The organism is Flavobacterium adiutor (assembly GCF_048282555.1).
GTDB lineage: Bacteria > Bacteroidota > Bacteroidia > Flavobacteriales > Flavobacteriaceae > Flavobacterium.
Genome location: NZ_CP182487.1, coordinates 3,676,788 through 3,695,005, shown reverse-complemented (window position 1 = coordinate 3,695,005; position 18,218 = coordinate 3,676,788). Strand labels below are relative to the sequence as shown.

Sequence of the window (18,218 nt, the reverse complement as noted above, 5' to 3'; positions counted from 1 at the left end):
ATATTGGATGTAATTATTAAAGATCAAATTATATCCAACTTGTTAAATATTAAGGCGTCGATAAGGCTCTTACTAAATCTTCTTTTTTGTTTCGGCTAAGCGGAATCTTAGTAATACCAATTTCTGCAAATTTGCTGTTGAAACGTTCTACTTTGTCAATGTTGATAATATATGATTTATGGACGCGGATGAATTTTTCTTTTGATAAATCATTCTCAAAAGATTTCATGGTTGATAATACCAAATTACTGTCATCTTCAGTAACAACCCGTACATAATCTCCAAAAGCTTCGATCCATTTGATTTTAGATGTGAAAATTTTAAGCTTTTTAAGGTTGCTTTTAATAAAAATGTGTTCGCCTTCTTCTTCTTTTACTTCTTTTTTAAGCATATGCATGTCAATTGCCCTTTTTACAGAAGCATTAAAACGTTCAACGGCTATTGGTTTTTGAAGATAATCTGTGGCATCATAGTCAAAAGCTTTCAATGCATATTCAGCTTTAGAAGTAATAAATATGATCTGAGGTTTTGATTTTAAACCATCAAGAAAGTCAAAGCCATTAATAACAGGCATTTCAATATCCAAAAATATTAAATCGATATTGTTTAAAGACATACAGTTTTTTGTTTCGATTGCATTAGAAAAGTCCCCAATAAGGTGTAAGCCAGGATGATTGTTGACTAATTTTGCAATAATGGCCCTCTGTATAGAACTATCATCTACAACAACACAGTTTAGTTTCATAAGAGTTAGATTTAATAAGTTCAAGTTTACAATAGTAAATGTATTATTTTTTTGGAAAAAAAACTAAGGTGATAGCCAGTTTTTTGCATTTCAACGAATAAAAGAAAAAAAATGTTGGTTTTTAAAATATATTGGTTACTTTTGCACCCAATTTTAACAAATAAATATTGTATTTATGAATCATTATGAAACTGTTTTCATTTTAAATCCCGTTTTATCTGAGGTTCAGGTGAAGGAAACAGTAACGAAATTTGAAGAATTTCTTACTAGTAGAGGAGCTGAAATGGTATCGAAAGAGGATTGGGGGCTTAAAAAAATGGCTTATGAAATCCAAAACAAAAAAAGTGGTTTTTATCACTTATTCGAATTCAAAGTAGCTGGAGAAGTTCTGATTGCTTTTGAAACTGAATTCAGACGTGACGAAAGAGTTATGCGTTTTCTGACTGTAAGTCTTGATAAACATGCTATTTCTTGGGCTGAAAGAAGAAGAGCTAAACTTAAATCTACAAAAGCTTAATTATTATGGCAACATTACAACAATCTGCTTCAGGAAAAAAAGACGGGGATATCAGATATCTAACGCCTTTAAATATAGAAACAAACAAAACTAAAAAGTATTGTCGTTTCAAAAAATCAGGAATCAAATATGTCGATTATAAAGATGCTGATTTCTTATTGAAATTCGTTAATGAGCAAGGGAAAATTCTTCCTCGTCGTTTAACAGGTACTTCATTGAAATACCAAAGAAAAGTGTCTGTAGCTGTAAAAAGAGCTCGTCACTTAGCATTAATGCCATACGTGGCCGATTTATTAAAATAGTAAAAAAAATCTAGTCGCTGGTTTCTGTAAGTCAGAACCTAACTTCTAAAATTATAAGGACAACAACATGGAAATTATTTTAAAACAAGACGTACAAAACTTAGGGTTTAAAGATGATGTAGTATCTGTAAAACCTGGTTATGGTCGTAACTTTTTAATCCCTCAGGGTTTTGCTACTTTAGCAACTCCTTCTGCTAAAAAAGTTTTAGCTGAAAACCTAAAACAAAGAGCACACAAGGAAGCTAAAGTTGTTGCTGATGCTAAAGCTTTAGCTGAGACTTTAAAATCTCTTGAAATTAAACTTACTGCTAAAGCGGGTGGAGAGAAACTTTTTGGTTCTATCACAAACATTGATATTGCACAAGCTTTAGAAAAATCTGGTAACCCTATTGATAGAAAATTTATCACTAGTGGTGTTGTAAAACGTACTGGAAAATATTCTGCAAGTATCCGTTTGCACAGAGATGTAATCGTTGACTTGCCATACGAAATTGTTGCTGAAAAAGCATAATTTTTTAAGTTTATAATACATTAAATCCCGTTTCATTTAAAAAAAATGAAACGGGATTTTTTTTATATTTATATTTTAGAAAATATTTAATATGACTAAAGCAAATAAAATTGAGGGATTGAATATTATTTTGATTCTTGTATCTTTATTTCTGTCTCTAATGCTGCCATTTGAACTTTTTCTTTTTTCTTATGCGGTTTTTGGGCCATTACATTACTTAACTGAAATTAACTGGCTTCATCAAAAGAATTATTTTGTTCAGGAGAGAAAATATATCTGGATTTTAATAGTACTTACAATAGTAATAACTTTTTTGATGTTTTTTAAATATTTAAAATTAGAGACTGTGTTTTCAGGTTATTTAAGTAACTATTTCATGTTGTTATTTGGTGTTTTACTTGTCTCTGGTTTGTTCTTTTCTATAGGATTGGTGTTGTTTAAAGATTCTAAAAAGATTTTTTTGACTTTAATTTTTGCTTTCATTTTTGGATTATTGTTTCCGAAATTTTTCCCCTTTTCTTTTTTTATTGTCAGTGTTTTTTTGCCTACCATTATTCATGTGTATTTTTTTACCTTATTATTTATGGTTCTAGGGGTTTTAAAAGATCGTTCTGTTTATGGTGTAATAACAATTATTATTTTAATTTTGACTCCTTTTTTTATTTTGTACAATCCTTTTTTGTTGACATTTCATACATCCGAATGGGTGAAAGATACTTTTTTAGAAACTGGTTTTAAGAATGTTATTGTGTCTATAAATGAAATTTTAAGTGATATTTCAATTACATATTTTGATTTTAATTCCGTGCTAATTATAAAAATCCAGACATTTATTGCTTTTTCATATACCTATCATTATTTAAATTGGTTTTCTAAAACATCAATAATTGGATGGAATAGAAACATCTCTAAATCGTATTTAGTATCTATTTTACTTTTGTGGCTAACATCAGTAGTTTTGTATATTTATAATTATAAGATAGGCGTTATGGTTTTGTATTTTTTAAGTTTGCTTCATGTTATTGTTGAATTCCCATTAAATATTATTTCAATAAAAGGGGTCTTTTTCTCAAGAAAGATATTTGATTAACTTTTAAAAGTATAAATTTGCAGGCTTAAAAATTGAAGCATTTTATATAAGGAAAATGAAATATAATAGATTAACAAAAGAACAATTTGAGGAATTGCATCCGGAATTTACTAAATTTCTAGCGGCACAGTCGATTGATAGGACGGAATGGGATAAGATAAAGGTAGAAAAACCAGAAGTTGCCGAACAGGAATTGGATGTTTTTTCGGATTTAATTTGGGAAGGCGTTTTGTCAAGAGCTGAATTTTTAGAACATTTTTCTAAAAATCATATATTTTTATTTCAGTGTTTTGAAACTTATGTACAATCTATTGTATTGAAGTCTTTGGTTGCTGAAATTGATTTCCTTACTAAAGATGGTCTTCAATGGTTAAGTGATAATATGTTTACAGATGCAATTGAAATGAAAACGGGAAAGAAAATTTTTACTGAAGATCGAAACTCTTCTATTTTTGAATTAATACAGCAGGGGGCCTTTTTAAGTGACGGTCAATTGTTCAAACAAATTAATTCAATTTTAGAGTCTTAATTCTTTTTGTATTGATATTTAGTTGGTTATGTTTTAAAATAAAAAATAATCCTAATTTTGAGACTCGGTTTTTATACGTTATAATCAGCACTATTTTTAATATTTATGAGTATTCAGGAAATAATTCAGAATTTACGAAACGAACTTAATCAACACAATTACAATTATTATGTACTTGATGATGCTACAATTTCTGATTATGATTTTGATATTAAATTAAAACAACTTCAGGATTTAGAAAGTAAACATCCTGAATTTTTTGACGAGCATTCTCCGACTCAAAGAGTAGGTGGGATGGTTACCAAAAATTTTAAAACTATACCACATCAGTTTAGAATGTATTCTTTGGATAATTCTTATTCTAAAGAAGATTTAGTAGAGTGGGAAAACCGGATTCAGAGAGTTCTTGGAAATGTTGATTTACAATATACATGTGAACTAAAATATGACGGTGCTTCAATAAGTATTACATATGAAAACGGAAAACTGGTTCAGGCTTTAACACGTGGGGATGGTTTTCAGGGAGATGAGGTTACCAATAATATTAAAACAATTAGATCAGTTCCTTTGCAATTAAAAGGAAATTATCCTGATAAGTTTGACATTCGCGGTGAAATTATCCTTCCTTTCAAAGGTTTCGAAAAAATGAATCAGGAACTAATTGAAATTGGTGAAACTCCATATTCGAATCCAAGGAATACAGCTTCCGGAAGTTTAAAACTTCAGGATAGTGCTGAGGTTGCTAAACGTCCTTTAGAATGTTTATTATATTCGGTAACAAGCAATAATTTACCTTTTTCTTCTCAAATTGAAGGATTACAATTAGCAAGAGAATGGGGGTTTAAAGTACCAAGTGAGGCAAAATTAGCCAATACGATGGAGGAAGTTTTTGACTTTATTGATTATTGGGATACTCATCGTCACAAGTTGCCTTACGAAACAGATGGCGTAGTGATAAAAGTAAACAGTTTTCGCCATCAGGAAGAATTAGGGTACACAGCAAAATCACCTCGTTGGGCTATTGCATACAAATTTAAAGCAGAGCAGGTTTCGACGAAATTAAAATCAATTTCTTATCAGGTTGGCCGTACCGGAGCCATTACTCCTGTGGCAAATTTAGAGCCGGTACAGCTGGCTGGAACCATTGTAAAGAGAGCTTCTTTACACAACGCTGATCAAATTGAAAAATTAGATATCCGAATAAATGATACCGTTTTTGTTGAAAAAGGGGGCGAAATTATTCCAAAAATCATTGCTGTAGATTTAGAACAGCGTCCTTTAGATTCGCAGAAAACAAATTATATCACTCATTGTCCGGAATGTAGTTCCGAGTTAGTCCGAAACGAAGGCGAAGCAAATCATTATTGTCCAAACTTTTATGGTTGTCCACCGCAGATTATAGGCAGAATTCAGCATTATATTTCAAGAAAAGCCATGGATATCGAGGGACTTGGGGGAGAAACGGTTGCTTTACTTTTTAAAAATGGTCTGGTTCAAAATTATGCCGACTTGTATGAGCTAAAAGTAGAGGATATTCTGCATCTGGAAAGAATGGCGCAAAAATCTGCTGAAAATCTGGTGAACGGTGTTGAGAAATCGAAAGAAATTCCATTCGAAAGTGTTCTTTTTGCGCTGGGTATTCGTTTTGTGGGAGAAACTGTTGCCAAAAAATTAGCCAGACATTATAAAAATATTGATGCATTATGTCAGGCTTCACTAATGGAATTGATTTTAGTAGATGAAATTGGAGAGCGAATTGCAAAAAGCGTCATTGAATTTTTCGAGAATGAAGAAAATCAAAAAATAATTCAACGATTAAAAAGATATGGTGTTCAGTTTGAAATTATTGAAAAAGTAAATCCTGATGCAACCGATAAGTTCTTAGGGGAAACCTTCGTAGTTTCAGGAGTTTTTACTCAGTTTTCAAGAGATGAATTAAAGAAGACCATAGAAGATAATGGCGGTAAAGTGGGGAGCTCTATTTCTGCAAAAACAGATTTTGTGGTAGCTGGGGATAATATGGGGCCGGCGAAATTAGAAAAAGCAAACAAATTGAATATCCCAATACTATCTGAACAGGAATTTATAACCAAATTGAATGAAAGCTAATAGTCCTTCATTAATTTTATATTCGATTGCATTTTTTTTTACAATCTTGTTTGATATTCTTCGATATGATTATCTTATGGTTTGTATGAAATCGATTGTAATTCCTTCTGTTTTCTTTTATTTTTATTCGTCAAATAATTTTAAAATTGATAAAACCCAGGTTTTAATTTTTTCTTTATGCTTTGTTGGAGAAGTATTTCATCTTATGGATGTAGAAATTTCGACTCTGGGATCTTCAGTATGTTTTTTGTTTGTTTATTCTATATTAATCAAAAAGATTATTGTTGAAAAGATAAAACTAAAAAGAACAGATTTATTACCGATAACTCTGGTAATCTTAATTATTATCTATTTGTTGTTCTCTGTTTTAAGTTTACAGTTTGATAAAATCAAAGACTTTCAATTTCTATACTGTATTTACGGAGTTGTATTAAGTGTATTAGGCATTATTTGTTATACAAAATATATAACCAGAGGGACTTATGTTACTTTACTGCTTACATTAATGATTACCAGTTTTATAATTTCTGATATTTTTTTTATTTTTAATGAATACTACTCTCATTCTTTAGTTTTAATCCTGATTAGGGACATTGCTCAGATTCTCGCGTACTTTTTTATGGCAAAATATTTTATCGTATCAAATAAAAAGAGGGTTAAACAATAATTGATTTCCCTTGATTAGTGTGGGAATTATTTTTGTCAAAGTAAAAATCGATTCTGCCTAAATTTATTCCGTAGCATCCCACCTGATTTACCAGAACGTCCTCGCCTACTTTGTTTTTTACAATGGTAGGCTTATCTAAAAATGTATGTGTGTGACCTCCAATAATCAAATCAATATCTTGTGTCAGTTCTGCTAATTTTAAGTCACAAATTTTTGAAGCATTTTCTTTGTATTTATAACCCAAATGCGAAAGGCAGATAATAAGGTCGCATTTCTCTTCTTTCTTTAATAATTGAGTCATATCCTGCGCAATTTCAACAGGATTATTGTAAACTGTTTCCTTGTACATTTTTTTATCAACGAGTCCGTCAAGCTCAATTCCTAAACCAAAAACACCAACTTTAATTCCGTTTTTATTATAAATTTTATAAGGCTTTACGATTCCGTTCATGATTGTATTTTTAAAATCATAATTCGAACAGATAAGATCAAAACGGGCATGTGGCATTTGTGCGTACAAACCATCAAGACCATTGTCAAAATCATGATTTCCAATTGTAGAAGCATCATATTTCATCATGCTCATTAGTTTGAATTCAAGTTCACCTCCATAATAATTGAAATAAGGAGTTCCCTGAAAAATATCACCGGCATCCAGTAAAAGTACGTTAGGGTTTTCTTTTCGAATGGTTTCAATGAGAGCAGCTCTGCGTGATACACCGCCTTTGTTAGGATTGCGAGGATCATCAGCAGGAAAAGGATCTATATGGCTGTGTACATCGTTAGTGTGTAGAACGGTTAGATGCTTTATATCGTTTGTTTCAAAACTACTTAATGAAAAACCTAGGCTTAATAATGCAGTCCCCGCAGCAGTTTTCTCAATAAATTCTCTTCTTTTCATTTTGTTTTGTTTTTTTACTAAAACGACTGTTTTATTTCTGATTTAAGTTTGATTATTCTTCTGTAATTCTAATATCTTTTGGAATCGGAATTGTATCTGCTTCTTTAAAATAATCAATTAGTACATTTCGAAGTTTATAATTCAGGTCATATTTCTGAGTAGCTTTGAGAAAAAAGTTCATACTGTCTCCGCCATTTGCCAAATAATCGTTTGTTGTTACATAATATGTTTTAGTAATGTCAAGAGGTTTTCCCTGAATTTGAATGTTTTTAGCAGTATTATCTTTTGAAATTGTAAAAGTCATACCGGCTAAAGGATGAGCTTTCTTTTGTTTAATTATATCCGAAGTCATTTCGAGAATCTGATCACCTTTTAAAGCCAGGACAACGAGATTGTTTTCAAAAGGCATAATTTCGAAGGTAGTTCTTGTTGTTACATTTCCTTTAGGTAATATAGCCCTTATTCCACCGTGGTTTAGTAAGCAGAAATCAATGTCTTTTTTTTCACGTATTTTAAAAACCTTATTTCCATTTTGTAAACAAATATCAGCTATTAGGTTTCCAATATTGGTTTGCCATTTTCCAACACTTTTATCAAGTGTTTCCGGGCAATAAGCTAATACGCTGTCTAAATCTTTATTGATGTGATCACGATAAGGTTTGATAAAGTTTTCTATCTCAGGCGTCTGATTGCTTTTTTCGGTAATGGGTAATTGTTTACCTTCTATTTTATTCAGATGATAATTTTTCTTACTGCAGGATAAAGCAAATAAAAATGTTAAGAATATAACAAAAAGTTTTAAAAATACGTTATACTTTTTTAGTTTTACCATCTTAAATGAGACTTAAATAATTAATTTTGTAATCTGGTAAAAATACTATGTTTTTAAATTACTTGAAGGATTTTTTCATAAAAAAAACATTAAAAAATAATTTACGTAATGTAAAAAAAGAAGTATTTACCTGTAACGTAAAGACAATTGGCTTATTGGTTGACGAGAGTGATTTCAGGCATTCAAAAGCACTTATTGAGGAATTAGTTTCAAAAGGAATTGATTGTGAAAGAATTAAAATTGTGGTGTACAGAAATAAATTTAAGGATAAAAAAATATATTCTTATCCAACTTTTACCCAAAAGCACATAGATTGGAGAGGCAAGAGTAAAGTTGATTTTTTAACTCAATTTATTGAAACAGAATTTGATCTTTTGATTAGTTATTATGATGTTCAGAAGCCCATTTTGAAACTGATTACAAATCAGTCAAAAGCAAAATTTAAAGTAGGATTTGCCTCAATAGATAAAGATATAAATCGTTGGATGATAAATACTTCTTTGAGCAATTATAGGCTTTTCGTTTTTGAATTGTTCAGATATTTAAAAAAAATAAAGTAAAAATATAATTTAGAATATGCAATCATTAATAGGAACAGGTGTTGCCCTTGTCACTCCATTTAAAAAAGATTTTTCAATTGATATCGAAGCTTTGCAGCGAATCGTTAATTTTTCGATTGACGGAGGGGTAGAATATCTTGTTGTTATGGGAACAACGGCAGAAAATGCAACTTTGACACAAGATGAAAAAGAATTAGTTATTAATACTGTTGTTGAAGTTAATAACGGAAGACTGCCCTTAGTTCTTGGAGTTGGAGGCAATAATACTATGCAGGTTGTTGAGGAATTAAAAACAAGAGATTTCTCAGCATTTGAAGCTATTCTTTCTGTTTCTCCATACTATAATAAGCCTACGCAAGAAGGTATTTATCAGCATTTCAAAGCTATTGCTGAGGCTTCTCCAGTTCCGGTAGTTTTATATAATGTTCCTGGAAGGACATCAAGTAATATGGCACCTTCAACAGTCATTCGTCTGGCAAAAGATTTTGACAATGTTGTAGGTGTAAAAGAAGCGGCAGGTGATATGGCTCAGGCCTTGCAACTGATTAAAAATGCACCAAAGGATTTTTTGGTCATCTCAGGAGATGATATGATCGCTTTGCCAATTGTATTGGCTGGGGGAGCAGGAGTTATCTCGGTTATTGGTCAGGGATTCCCAAAAGAGTTCTCAGAAATGATTCGTTTAGGTCTGAACCGAAAAGTAAATGAGGCTTTTAAAACCCAATACTTGTTGTCTGATTGTATTGATATGATTTTTGAACAGGGAAATCCTGCCGGAATTAAACATGTATTCCAGTCTTTGGGAATTGCTGATAATACGGTTCGTTTGCCGTTAGTTTCAGTTGATGAATCATTGGCAGGACGATTAGATGAATTTGTAAGAACGGCATTAAAATAGGTTGCAGTAACCTCAGTATTTTATTGTATCAAAAATATTTTGTAGTAGCTAAATTAATAACTAAATTTGCCACCGAATCTTCGGTGTGGTTTTCCTTCGACATAATTGTCTAAGAAATCATAATAAAAGTAAGAAAATGAAAAAAATAGTATCGCTGTTAATTGTTGTTGTCCTTTTTTGCTCTTGTAGTGATTATCAGAAGGCATTGAAAAATGAAGATGTTGCGGCAAAATTTGAAATAGCGACAAAGATGTATGAAGCAGGAAAGTATAATAAAGCAATTAGGCTTTTTGAGCAACTTGCACCTTCATACAGAGGGAAACCTCAGGCAGAGAAGTTGTTCTATATGTTTTCTCAGTCTTATTATAAAACAAAGCAGTATTATTTAGCAGGTTATCAGTTTGAAAGTTTTGTTTCGGGTTATCCACGAAGTGAAAAAGTGCAGGAAGCTGCTTTTTTGGGGGCTTACAGTTATTCTAAATTAGCTCCTGTTTATAGTTTGGATCAAACAGATACAGTGAAAGCATTAGATAAATTACAGGCCTTTATTGATAATTATCCAAATTCTGAATATATAGCTCAGGCAAATGAGGCTGTTAAGGTATTAAGTGGTAAGCTTGAAAAAAAGGCATATGAAAATGCAAAAGGTTATAATACTATTTCAGATTACAAATCAGCATTAGTTGCCTTTGATAATTTTATTGCAGATTTTCCGGGAACTCCGTTTAAAGAAGATGCACTGTTTTATAAATATGATTCGGCATACCAATTAGCGATAAACAGTATTCCTCAAAAAATGGAAGAACGTTTAAATGTTGCCAAAGTGGCTTACAATAACTTGCTTAAGTTTAAAAGTGATACAAAATACAAAAAACTGGCAGACGAAATGAATGCCAGAGTTGAAACAGATTTACAAAAATTTACTAAATAAATAAAGTCATGGATTTAAAAAAGACGAATGCTCCTGTAAATACAATAACTTACAATAAAACGGTTATTGAAGAGCCAACAGGAAATGTGTATGAGGCAATCACTATTATGGCTAAAAGAGCAAACCAGATTAATTCTGAAATTAAAAAAGAATTGACTGAGAAATTAGAAGAGTTTGCTACTTACAATGACAGTCTTGAAGAAGTTTTTGAAAATAAAGAACAAATTGAAGTCTCTAAATTTTACGAAAAGTTACCAAAACCTCACGCTTTAGCTGTTCAGGAATGGTTAGACGGTAAAACATACCACAGAAGCTCAAACAAATAATACAGTACAATGTCAGTTTTAAACGGGAAGAAAATTTTACTGGGGGTTTCCGGTGGAATAGCAGCCTATAAAACAGCCTCATTAGTACGACTCTTTATAAAAGCAGGTGCACATGTTCAGGTGATCATGACACCTGCTTCTAAGGATTTTGTAACTCCGCTTACGTTATCTACGTTATCAAAAAATCCTGTATATTCCAGTTTCTTTAATGAAGAGGATCAGGATGCGGTATGGAACAATCACGTTGATTTAGCACTTTGGGCTGATCTCATGCTGGTTGCTCCTGCTACTGCCAATACCTTATCAAAAATGGTAACTGGAAATAGTGATAATCTTTTAATCGCTACTTATTTATCCGCTAAATGTCCTGTTTATTTTGCTCCGGCAATGGATTTGGATATGTATAAACATCCTTCTACTTTATCCAGTTTTAATACTTTAAAGCAATTTGGGAATGTAATGATTCCAGCTGAAAATGGCGAGTTGGCAAGTGGTTTATCGGGTGAAGGAAGAATGGCAGAACCTGAAAATATAATTGCTTTTTTAGAGTCTGATTTGGAAAGTAAATTGCCTCTGAAAGAAAAAAAAATACTTATAACTGCGGGTCCTACATACGAAGCAATAGATCCTGTACGTTTCATTGGGAATCATTCTTCAGGAAAGATGGGTTTTGATATTGCTAAAGCAGCAGCTAACCTGGGAGCATCTGTTATATTGGTGACAGGACCAACTTACTTAAAGGTTGAAAATCCTTTGATCAAGGTTGTTAATGTTGTTTCTGCGCAGGAAATGTATGATGCGTGCCATTTGCATTTTAATGATACTGATGTGGCTATTGCCGCAGCCGCAGTAGCAGATTATAAACCAAAGTTCGTTGCTGATCAGAAAATAAAGAAAGCAGCTGATGCGTTTACAATCGAACTGGAAAAAACAAAAGATATATTAGCTTCTTTAGGAAAAATTAAAAAAAATCAGTTTTTAATTGGTTTTGCTTTAGAAACTGAAAATGAAATTGAAAATGCTAAGTTGAAAATCCAGAAAAAAAACTTAGATTTGATTGTTTTAAATTCGTTGCAGGATAAAGGAGCAGGTTTTCAACACCAAACTAATAAAGTTACTTTTATAGATAAGGAATTTAAAATTGAACCAATGGATTTAAAATCAAAAGAATCTGTTGCAGTTGATATTTTAAATAAAGTTATAGAACATTTTTATGCGTAAATTAGTTGCTACTTTTTTATTGTTTTTGTTTTTTGGTTTTGCACAGGCACAACAGTTAAATTGTACAGTTACTATCAATACGGAGAGGCTGCCAAATCCAAATTTACAGGTCTATAAAACACTTCAGGCTTCTCTGTCTGAATTTGTGAACAAAACAGACTGGATGGGAGCTGTTTTGAAACAAAATGAGAGAATTAACTGTTCTATGTATATTACACTTTCTTCACATAATTCTGATCAGTTTTCGGGTACTATACAGGTGCAATCTTCAAGATTGATTTATAATTCGACGTATTCTTCTCCTGTTTTTAATTTTAACGATAAAGATTTTAATTTCAGATATACAGAGTTTGAACCTTTGCTCTATAATCCAACTACATTTGAATCTAATTTAGTATCTGTAATATCCTTTTATAGTTATATGATTTTAGGGTTGGATGGTGACACATTTCAGTTTAAAGGTGGTGATTCCTATTTTGAAACCGCCCAAAATATTGCCAATATTGCACAGCAAGGCGGCTCCAAAGGATGGACCCAGTCAGATGGATTGCAAAATCGTTATTTCCTGATAAATGATATGGTTGCTCCTGTTTATTCAGATTTGAGACAAACTGCTTTTTTGTATTATTCAGGTTTGGATGTAATGAACCAGGATTTAAAAGAGGCAAAAGAAAAAATAAAATCTTCACTAATGTTAATAGGTAAATTAAATTCTGTTAAACCAAATGCCTTTTTGACAAGAGTATTTTTTGATGCAAAATCGGATGAGATAGTATCTGTTTTTTCAGGGGGACCAAGTATTACAATTACAGATTTAGTAGAAAATTTAAACAGGGTTTCCCCTCTGAATTCTACAAAATGGTCTCAAATAAGATACTAACTGAATTTTATACTTCAATAATTTTACTTTTAAACCTATATGATAACTTCGCTGTCAATTAAAAATTATGCCTTAATTGAAAAACTTTCTATAGATTTTTCGAAAGGGTTTTCTATAATAACCGGAGAAACCGGAGCAGGAAAATCAATTATTTTAGGAGCTTTAGGAATGGTTTTGGGAAAAAGAGCTGATTTAACTTCTCTCAAAAACAAAGAAGAAAAATGTGTTATCGAAGCGCAGTTTGAAATTTCTAAATATAATTTGAAAGAATTTTTTGAGCAAAACGACCTTGATTATGAGGATGAAACCATTATCAGGCGTGAGATTCTTCCTTCTGGAAAATCACGTGCATTTATTAATGATAGTCCTGTAAATCTTCAGGAATTACAAGATCTGAGTCTGTTTTTGATTGATATTCATTCGCAACAGCAAACTCAGGAACTTTCTGATGAAGGGGTGCAGTTTAAAATAATTGATGCAATTGCTCAAAATTCCGAAATTATAGATTCTTATCAAAAAATTCTGAAAGTATATAGGTCAGATAAATCAAAATTAAATGCTTTACTTAAAAAAGAAAGTGATGCAGGCAAGGAGCAGGAATACAATGCTTTTTTATTAAATGAACTTGTCGCTGCAAAATTAAAATCAGGGGAACAGGAAGAACTGGAAGCTGATTTTGAAAAACTGAATAATGTTGAAATAATCAAAGAGTCAATTGATAAATCACTTGTAATTGCAAATGAAGAGCAATTTGGTGTTTTTCATAATTTGAATGAAATTAAGGCTTCATTACAAAAAATTGCAGCTTTTTCATCAGAATATCAAATTTTGTTTGAGAGAATTACAAGCATAGCAATTGAATTTGACGATGTTTCAAAAGAATTGCAAAATGCCACAGATAAATTATTAAATGATCCCGAGAAATTAGAATTAGTAAATCAAAAATTACAGTTGATTCATAATTTACAGAAAAAACATCAGGTTACTACTGTGGATGAATTGTTGCATATTCAGTCAAACCTGGAAAAATCGGTGTTGGAATTAGGTAATATTGAAGAAGAAATAGCAATTCTGTCCAGATCAATTGAACAAAAAACAGAAGAGTTAGATTTACTTTCAGCTAAAATTCATCAAAATAGAAAAGAAGCAATTCCGGTTTTGTCTAAACAGCTAATTTCAATATTGGAAACATTAGGAATGCCTAATGTTCAGTTTAAAATGGAGCTAACAATATCTGATACTTATTTTCAAAATGGAAAAGATGAATTACAATTTTTGTTTTCAGCGAATAAAGGAACAGACTTTGGCTTGCTGAAAAAAGTGGCATCCGGAGGAGAAATGTCCCGTATAATGTTGGCTGTAAAAGCAATATTGGCACAATATTCTAAATTGCCAACTTTGATTTTTGATGAAATAGATACAGGTGTATCCGGGGAAATAGCTATAAGAATGGGTGAGATCATGAAAGATATGAGTACTAAGATGCAGATATTCGCCATTACACATTTACCGCAAATTGCTGCTAAAGGTGACTCTCATTTTAAGGTATTCAAATCTACAATAAATGATGATACACAGTCAGAATTAAAGCTTTTGTCTCAGGATGAAAGAATTATAGAAATTGCCCAGATGTTGTCTGGAGCGAATATATCTGATTCTGCATTAAATCATGCAAAACAATTATTAAGTTAAAATAGAGATGGAAAGCCTTAGTTATTACGAAAATCAATTTATAAAAGCAGATTCATTAATTTCTGAAGGGAACATTGCTGAGGGAAAAGAATTACTTGAAGAAATATTATCTCAATATCCGGATTTCGGTAAAGCGCATAATCATTTAGGCTGGATTTATTATAATAAGCTTAGTAACTATGATAAAGGGATTTATCATTATAAACTGGCTATGAAATTTGAACCTAAATATCCTGCACCTTATTTAAATTATACTTACCTTCTTATTGATATTGGAAGGTATGAAGAAGCGAAAGAGCATATTAGCTTTACCATGCAGACGCTGGAAAATTTTGATTCCTCATCTTATAATAGTGAATTAGGAAGGATGTCCGAGTATGAGAATAATTATATAGCTGCTTACAAATATTATAATTTAGCAAAAAAGAATGCTTTAAATCCTAATTTTATAGACAATATGAATGCAAACATGAAAAGGGTTAAGGATAAAATGTCTATTTTTGAAAAATTAAAATTGAAACTGAATTAATACAATAAAATAATACAATACAAGATGATCATAGAACCTAGAATGAGAGGATTTATTTGTTTGACATCACACCCAAAAGGATGCGAGCAAAATGTTAAAAATCAAATTGAATATATCAAATCAAAAGGGCCTATCGAAGGGGCTAAAAAAGTGTTGGTAATTGGTGCTTCAACAGGTTTTGGATTAGCTTCAAGAATTACAAGTGCTTTTGGATCCGATGCAGCAACTATTGGTGTGTTTTTTGAGAAACCATCTGCAGAAGGTAAGACTGCTACACCGGGTTGGTACAATTCAGCGGCTTTTGAATCAGAAGCTCATAAAGCTGGATTATATGCAAAAAGTATTAATGGGGATGCTTTTTCAAATGAGGTAAAAAGAGAGACTTTAGATTTGATAAAAGCTGATTTAGGGCAGGTAGATCTTGTGATTTATAGTTTAGCTTCTCCGGTACGTACAAATCCTAAAACAGGTGTAACTCATCGTTCAGTTTTAAAACCAATTGGGCAGACATATACTAATAAAACTGTTGATTTTCATACAGGTAAAGTTTCTGAAGTTTCAATAGCTCCAGCTAATGAGGAAGATATTGTTAACACAGTTGAAGTTATGGGTGGAGATGACTGGGCAATGTGGATTGAGGCTTTAAAAAATGAAAATTTATTGGCTGATGGAGCTAAAACCATAGCTTATTCTTATATCGGACCGGAATTGACAGAAGCAGTTTACCGTAAAGGAACTATTGGTCGTGCAAAAGATGATTTAGAAGCTACAGCTTTTACCATTGCTGATAGTTTGAAATCAATAGGAGGAACAGCTTATGTTTCTGTTAATAAAGCTTTAGTTACGCAATCAAGTTCAGCAATTCCGGTTGTACCTTTGTATATTTCTCTTTTATATAAAGTAATGAAAGAAAAAGGAATTCATGAAGGATGTATTGAACAGATTCAACGTTTGTTTAAAGACAGATTGTATGCCGGAACTGAAATTCTTACCGATGATAAAGGAAGAATAAGGATTGATGATTGGGAAATGCGTGAAGATGTTCAGGCTGAAGTAGCTAAACTTTGGTTAGAAACTACCACGGAAACGTTACCTGCTATTGGTGATTTGGAAGGATATAGAAATGATTTCTTAAATCTTTTTGGTTTTGAATTAGCCGGAATAGATTATAAAGCAGAAGCAAATGAAATGGTTCAGGTAGAAAGTATTAAATAATTTATTTAAATCATTATAAAGGAAAACCATCAACCCAAAGTTGATGGTTTTTTTATGAATAAAACTTATCTTTGCGCAAAATTTTAAATTATAAAACTGTCCTTAAATTCCACATGTACTAATTATGGTTTTTTCTTTAATTATACCCGTTTATAATCGCCCGGATGAAGTAGATGAACTTTTAGAAAGCTTAATGAAATCTGATTATAATGAAGCTTTTGAAATTGTTCTTGTTGAAGACGGATCGTCAATTCCTTGCAAAAGTGTAGTGATGAAATATCAGGGAAAACTCAACATATCTTATTACTTTAAGCCTAATTCAGGACCTGGGGATTCCAGGAATTTTGGTATGATAAAGGCGATAGGTAATTATTTTATTATTTTCGATTCTGATTGTATCATTCCGTCTAATTATTTAACAGAAGTTCGTAAAGAATTAGACAGGGAATATGTAGATTGTTTCGGAGGTCCTGATAAGGCTTTGGATAGCTTTTCAGACATACAAAAAGCAATTAATTTTGCTATGACCTCTTTTTTAACTACCGGTGGAATTCGCGGTGGTTCTGAGAAAATCGGGAAGTTTCAGCCAAGAAGCTTTAATATGGGGATTTCAAAAAAGGCTTTTGAAGCATCAAAAGGTTTTGGGAATATTCACCCTGGTGAAGATCCGGATTTGTCTATAAGATTATGGAATTTAGGTTTTGAAACACGATTATTTCCTGATGCATTTGTTTATCATAAAAGAAGAATAGACTGGGAGAAGTTCTCTGTTCAGGTGAATAAATTTGGAAAAGCAAGACCAATATTGAATAGCTGGTATCCGGAGCATAATAAACTGACTTTTTTCTTTCCTGCCTTTTTTATTTTAGGGCTGTTGTTAGCTTTTTTATTGTTAATTTTTAATATAGATATTTTATTACAAATATATTTTGTATATTTCGTTATAATTTTTCTTACATCTAGTGTGGGTAATAAGAGCATTAAAATTGGGTATCTTTCTGTAATTGCTGTTTGGAAACAGTTTTATGGTTACGGAATAGGTTTTTTAGAATCTTTTGTAAAAATTATTATTTTAAAAAGAAAGCCTCAGCAAGCTTTTCCTAATATGTTTTTCAGGATATAACATGGCAAAGATTATTGGTTTGACAGGAGGTATTGGAAGTGGAAAGACAACTATTGCAAATTATTTTAAAGAAATAGGGTTACCCGTTTATATTGCTGATGATAAAGCAAAAGAAATAATGCAGTCTGAATTTGTACTAAAAGAAATTAAAGCTGTATTTGGGGAGGTAATATTCGAAAACGAAGTACTTAACAGGGCAAAATTAGCAGATATTGTTTTTAATAATGCCGATAAGCTTAATCAGTTAAATGCTATTATACATCCTGCTGTCAAGAAAGATTTTGAATTATGGCTTCAAAAAAATAAAAATTATGATTATGTAATTTATGAAGCAGCAATTTTATTTGAAAGTGGGAGATACATAGAATGTGATGTTGTTATTACGGTTACAGCTCCTGAAGAAATAAGAATTGAGAGGGTTATAAAAAGGGATAAAACAAGTAGAAAGCAGGTCTTAGACAGAATGAAAATGCAATGGAAAGATGAACAACGTATTCCTATGAGCGATTTTATCATATTTAATGATAGTCATGAAAATGCTAAACAAGAAGTTGTTAAAATTCTTAAAATTTTAAATATAAAACAAAATCATTCTTAAATGTTAATATTTGGTTAATGTATTATTTAGTATATTGTTAAA

At 31.5% G+C, this 18,218-nt stretch carries 21 protein-coding genes; 18 read left to right on the top strand and 3 right to left on the bottom strand.

The window, feature by feature from the left end:
* Positions 1 to 49: 49 nt before the first annotated feature.
* Positions 50 to 745 carry a LytR/AlgR family response regulator transcription factor gene (locus ACNC7R_RS15645; protein ID WP_417941997.1) on the bottom strand — a complete coding sequence of 232 codons (696 nt, stop codon included), beginning with the start codon at positions 743 to 745 and terminating at the stop codon, positions 50 to 52.
* 175 nt (positions 746 to 920) lie between these two features.
* On the opposite strand from ACNC7R_RS15645, the gene rpsF reads away from it, so the two are divergent.
* From rpsF to ACNC7R_RS15610, 7 genes are all read left to right on the top strand, one after another.
* Positions 921 to 1,262, top strand: coding sequence for a 30S ribosomal protein S6 (rpsF, locus tag ACNC7R_RS15640; protein ID WP_007810575.1), 342 nt, complete (start codon positions 921 to 923; stop codon positions 1,260 to 1,262).
* A gap of 5 nt (positions 1,263 to 1,267) precedes the next feature.
* A complete protein-coding gene (rpsR, locus tag ACNC7R_RS15635; protein ID WP_026715037.1) occupies positions 1,268 to 1,564 on the top strand; it encodes a 30S ribosomal protein S18 in 297 nt (98 codons plus the stop codon).
* 67 nt (positions 1,565 to 1,631) lie between these two features.
* Positions 1,632 to 2,075, top strand: a complete 444-nt coding sequence (rplI, locus tag ACNC7R_RS15630; RefSeq protein ID WP_417941996.1) for a 50S ribosomal protein L9 — start codon at positions 1,632 to 1,634, stop codon at positions 2,073 to 2,075.
* Positions 2,076 to 2,166: 91 nt separating this feature from the next.
* Entirely contained in the window at positions 2,167 to 3,165 is a 999-nt protein-coding gene (locus tag ACNC7R_RS15625; protein WP_417941995.1) for a hypothetical protein, read from the top strand.
* 55 nt (positions 3,166 to 3,220) lie between these two features.
* Complete coding sequence (locus ACNC7R_RS15620) at positions 3,221 to 3,694, top strand: DUF6495 family protein (RefSeq protein WP_417941994.1); 474 nt, start codon at positions 3,221 to 3,223, stop codon at positions 3,692 to 3,694.
* Positions 3,695 to 3,799: 105 nt separating this feature from the next.
* Positions 3,800 to 5,803, top strand: a complete 2,004-nt coding sequence (gene ligA / locus ACNC7R_RS15615) for an NAD-dependent DNA ligase LigA (RefSeq protein WP_417941993.1) — start codon at positions 3,800 to 3,802, stop codon at positions 5,801 to 5,803.
* Positions 5,793 to 6,470 (top strand): hypothetical protein, encoded by a 678-nt coding sequence (locus ACNC7R_RS15610; protein WP_417941992.1) that lies wholly within the window; start codon positions 5,793 to 5,795, stop codon positions 6,468 to 6,470. Before ligA ends, ACNC7R_RS15610 begins: the two co-directional genes overlap by 11 nt.
* On the opposite strand, the gene ACNC7R_RS15605 is transcribed toward ACNC7R_RS15610, so the two are convergent.
* Together ACNC7R_RS15605 and ACNC7R_RS15600 are read right to left on the bottom strand one after the other, a co-directional pair.
* Entirely contained in the window at positions 6,460 to 7,371 is a 912-nt protein-coding gene (locus ACNC7R_RS15605; protein ID WP_417941991.1) for a bifunctional metallophosphatase/5'-nucleotidase, read from the bottom strand. The genes ACNC7R_RS15610 and ACNC7R_RS15605 overlap by 11 nt on opposite strands.
* A 52-nt stretch (positions 7,372 to 7,423) precedes the next feature.
* Complete coding sequence (locus tag ACNC7R_RS15600; protein WP_417941990.1) at positions 7,424 to 8,203, bottom strand: 5'-nucleotidase C-terminal domain-containing protein; 780 nt, start codon at positions 8,201 to 8,203, stop codon at positions 7,424 to 7,426.
* A 47-nt stretch (positions 8,204 to 8,250) separates the two neighbouring features.
* Here ACNC7R_RS15600 and ACNC7R_RS15595 point away from each other — a divergent pair, with 47 nt between their 5' ends.
* From ACNC7R_RS15595 to coaE, 11 genes are all read left to right on the top strand, one after another.
* A complete protein-coding gene (locus ACNC7R_RS15595; RefSeq protein WP_417941989.1) occupies positions 8,251 to 8,763 on the top strand; it encodes a DUF6913 domain-containing protein in 513 nt (170 codons plus the stop codon).
* Between the two features lie 16 nt (positions 8,764 to 8,779).
* Positions 8,780 to 9,661, top strand: coding sequence for a 4-hydroxy-tetrahydrodipicolinate synthase (dapA, locus tag ACNC7R_RS15590; protein WP_417941988.1), 882 nt, complete (start codon positions 8,780 to 8,782; stop codon positions 9,659 to 9,661).
* Positions 9,662 to 9,797: 136 nt separating this feature from the next.
* A complete protein-coding gene (locus ACNC7R_RS15585; protein ID WP_417941987.1) occupies positions 9,798 to 10,592 on the top strand; it encodes an outer membrane protein assembly factor BamD in 795 nt (264 codons plus the stop codon).
* 8 nt (positions 10,593 to 10,600) lie between these two features.
* Positions 10,601 to 10,918, top strand: coding sequence for a DNA-directed RNA polymerase subunit omega (locus ACNC7R_RS15580; protein WP_008463064.1), 318 nt, complete (start codon positions 10,601 to 10,603; stop codon positions 10,916 to 10,918).
* 9 nt (positions 10,919 to 10,927) lie between these two features.
* Positions 10,928 to 12,139, top strand: a complete 1,212-nt coding sequence (gene coaBC, locus ACNC7R_RS15575) for a bifunctional phosphopantothenoylcysteine decarboxylase/phosphopantothenate--cysteine ligase CoaBC (protein ID WP_417941986.1) — start codon at positions 10,928 to 10,930, stop codon at positions 12,137 to 12,139.
* Positions 12,132 to 13,019 carry a DUF4835 family protein gene (locus ACNC7R_RS15570; RefSeq protein WP_417941985.1) on the top strand — a complete coding sequence of 296 codons (888 nt, stop codon included), beginning with the start codon at positions 12,132 to 12,134 and terminating at the stop codon, positions 13,017 to 13,019. The genes coaBC and ACNC7R_RS15570 overlap by 8 nt, the downstream gene beginning before the upstream one ends.
* 39 nt (positions 13,020 to 13,058) lie before the next feature.
* A complete protein-coding gene (recN, locus tag ACNC7R_RS15565) occupies positions 13,059 to 14,711 on the top strand; it encodes a DNA repair protein RecN (RefSeq protein ID WP_417941984.1) in 1,653 nt (550 codons plus the stop codon).
* Between the two features lie 7 nt (positions 14,712 to 14,718).
* Positions 14,719 to 15,240, top strand: a complete 522-nt coding sequence (locus tag ACNC7R_RS15560; RefSeq protein WP_417941983.1) for a hypothetical protein — start codon at positions 14,719 to 14,721, stop codon at positions 15,238 to 15,240.
* 24 nt (positions 15,241 to 15,264) lie between these two features.
* Positions 15,265 to 16,455, top strand: a complete 1,191-nt coding sequence (fabV, locus tag ACNC7R_RS15555; RefSeq protein ID WP_417941982.1) for an enoyl-ACP reductase FabV — start codon at positions 15,265 to 15,267, stop codon at positions 16,453 to 16,455.
* A gap of 124 nt (positions 16,456 to 16,579) precedes the next feature.
* Positions 16,580 to 17,578, top strand: a complete 999-nt coding sequence (locus tag ACNC7R_RS15550; protein ID WP_417941981.1) for a glycosyltransferase — start codon at positions 16,580 to 16,582, stop codon at positions 17,576 to 17,578.
* 1 nt (position 17,579) lies between these two features.
* A complete protein-coding gene (gene coaE, locus ACNC7R_RS15545) occupies positions 17,580 to 18,176 on the top strand; it encodes a dephospho-CoA kinase (protein ID WP_417941980.1) in 597 nt (198 codons plus the stop codon).
* Positions 18,177 to 18,218: the final 42 nt, after the last annotated feature.

Bases quoted from the DNA above. Each gene is read 5' to 3' on its own strand.
- ACNC7R_RS15645 (WP_417941997.1), bottom strand. From the start codon at position 745: ATGAAACTAAACTGTGTTGTTGTAGATGATAGTTCTATACAGAGGGCC.
- rpsF (WP_007810575.1), top strand. From the start codon at position 921: ATGAATCATTATGAAACTGTTTTCATTTTAAATCCCGTTTTATCTGAG.
- rpsR (WP_026715037.1), top strand. From the start codon at position 1,268: ATGGCAACATTACAACAATCTGCTTCAGGAAAAAAAGACGGGGATATC.
- rplI (WP_417941996.1), top strand. From the start codon at position 1,632: ATGGAAATTATTTTAAAACAAGACGTACAAAACTTAGGGTTTAAAGAT.
- ACNC7R_RS15625 (WP_417941995.1), top strand. From the start codon at position 2,167: ATGACTAAAGCAAATAAAATTGAGGGATTGAATATTATTTTGATTCTT.
- ACNC7R_RS15620 (WP_417941994.1), top strand. From the start codon at position 3,221: ATGAAATATAATAGATTAACAAAAGAACAATTTGAGGAATTGCATCCG.
- ligA (WP_417941993.1), top strand. From the start codon at position 3,800: ATGAGTATTCAGGAAATAATTCAGAATTTACGAAACGAACTTAATCAA.
- ACNC7R_RS15610 (WP_417941992.1), top strand. From the start codon at position 5,793: ATGAAAGCTAATAGTCCTTCATTAATTTTATATTCGATTGCATTTTTT.
- ACNC7R_RS15605 (WP_417941991.1), bottom strand. From the start codon at position 7,371: ATGAAAAGAAGAGAATTTATTGAGAAAACTGCTGCGGGGACTGCATTA.
- ACNC7R_RS15600 (WP_417941990.1), bottom strand. From the start codon at position 8,203: ATGGTAAAACTAAAAAAGTATAACGTATTTTTAAAACTTTTTGTTATA.
- ACNC7R_RS15595 (WP_417941989.1), top strand. From the start codon at position 8,251: ATGTTTTTAAATTACTTGAAGGATTTTTTCATAAAAAAAACATTAAAA.
- dapA (WP_417941988.1), top strand. From the start codon at position 8,780: ATGCAATCATTAATAGGAACAGGTGTTGCCCTTGTCACTCCATTTAAA.
- ACNC7R_RS15585 (WP_417941987.1), top strand. From the start codon at position 9,798: ATGAAAAAAATAGTATCGCTGTTAATTGTTGTTGTCCTTTTTTGCTCT.
- ACNC7R_RS15580 (WP_008463064.1), top strand. From the start codon at position 10,601: ATGGATTTAAAAAAGACGAATGCTCCTGTAAATACAATAACTTACAAT.
- coaBC (WP_417941986.1), top strand. From the start codon at position 10,928: ATGTCAGTTTTAAACGGGAAGAAAATTTTACTGGGGGTTTCCGGTGGA.
- ACNC7R_RS15570 (WP_417941985.1), top strand. From the start codon at position 12,132: ATGCGTAAATTAGTTGCTACTTTTTTATTGTTTTTGTTTTTTGGTTTT.
- recN (WP_417941984.1), top strand. From the start codon at position 13,059: ATGATAACTTCGCTGTCAATTAAAAATTATGCCTTAATTGAAAAACTT.
- ACNC7R_RS15560 (WP_417941983.1), top strand. From the start codon at position 14,719: ATGGAAAGCCTTAGTTATTACGAAAATCAATTTATAAAAGCAGATTCA.
- fabV (WP_417941982.1), top strand. From the start codon at position 15,265: ATGATCATAGAACCTAGAATGAGAGGATTTATTTGTTTGACATCACAC.
- ACNC7R_RS15550 (WP_417941981.1), top strand. From the start codon at position 16,580: ATGGTTTTTTCTTTAATTATACCCGTTTATAATCGCCCGGATGAAGTA.
- coaE (WP_417941980.1), top strand. From the start codon at position 17,580: ATGGCAAAGATTATTGGTTTGACAGGAGGTATTGGAAGTGGAAAGACA.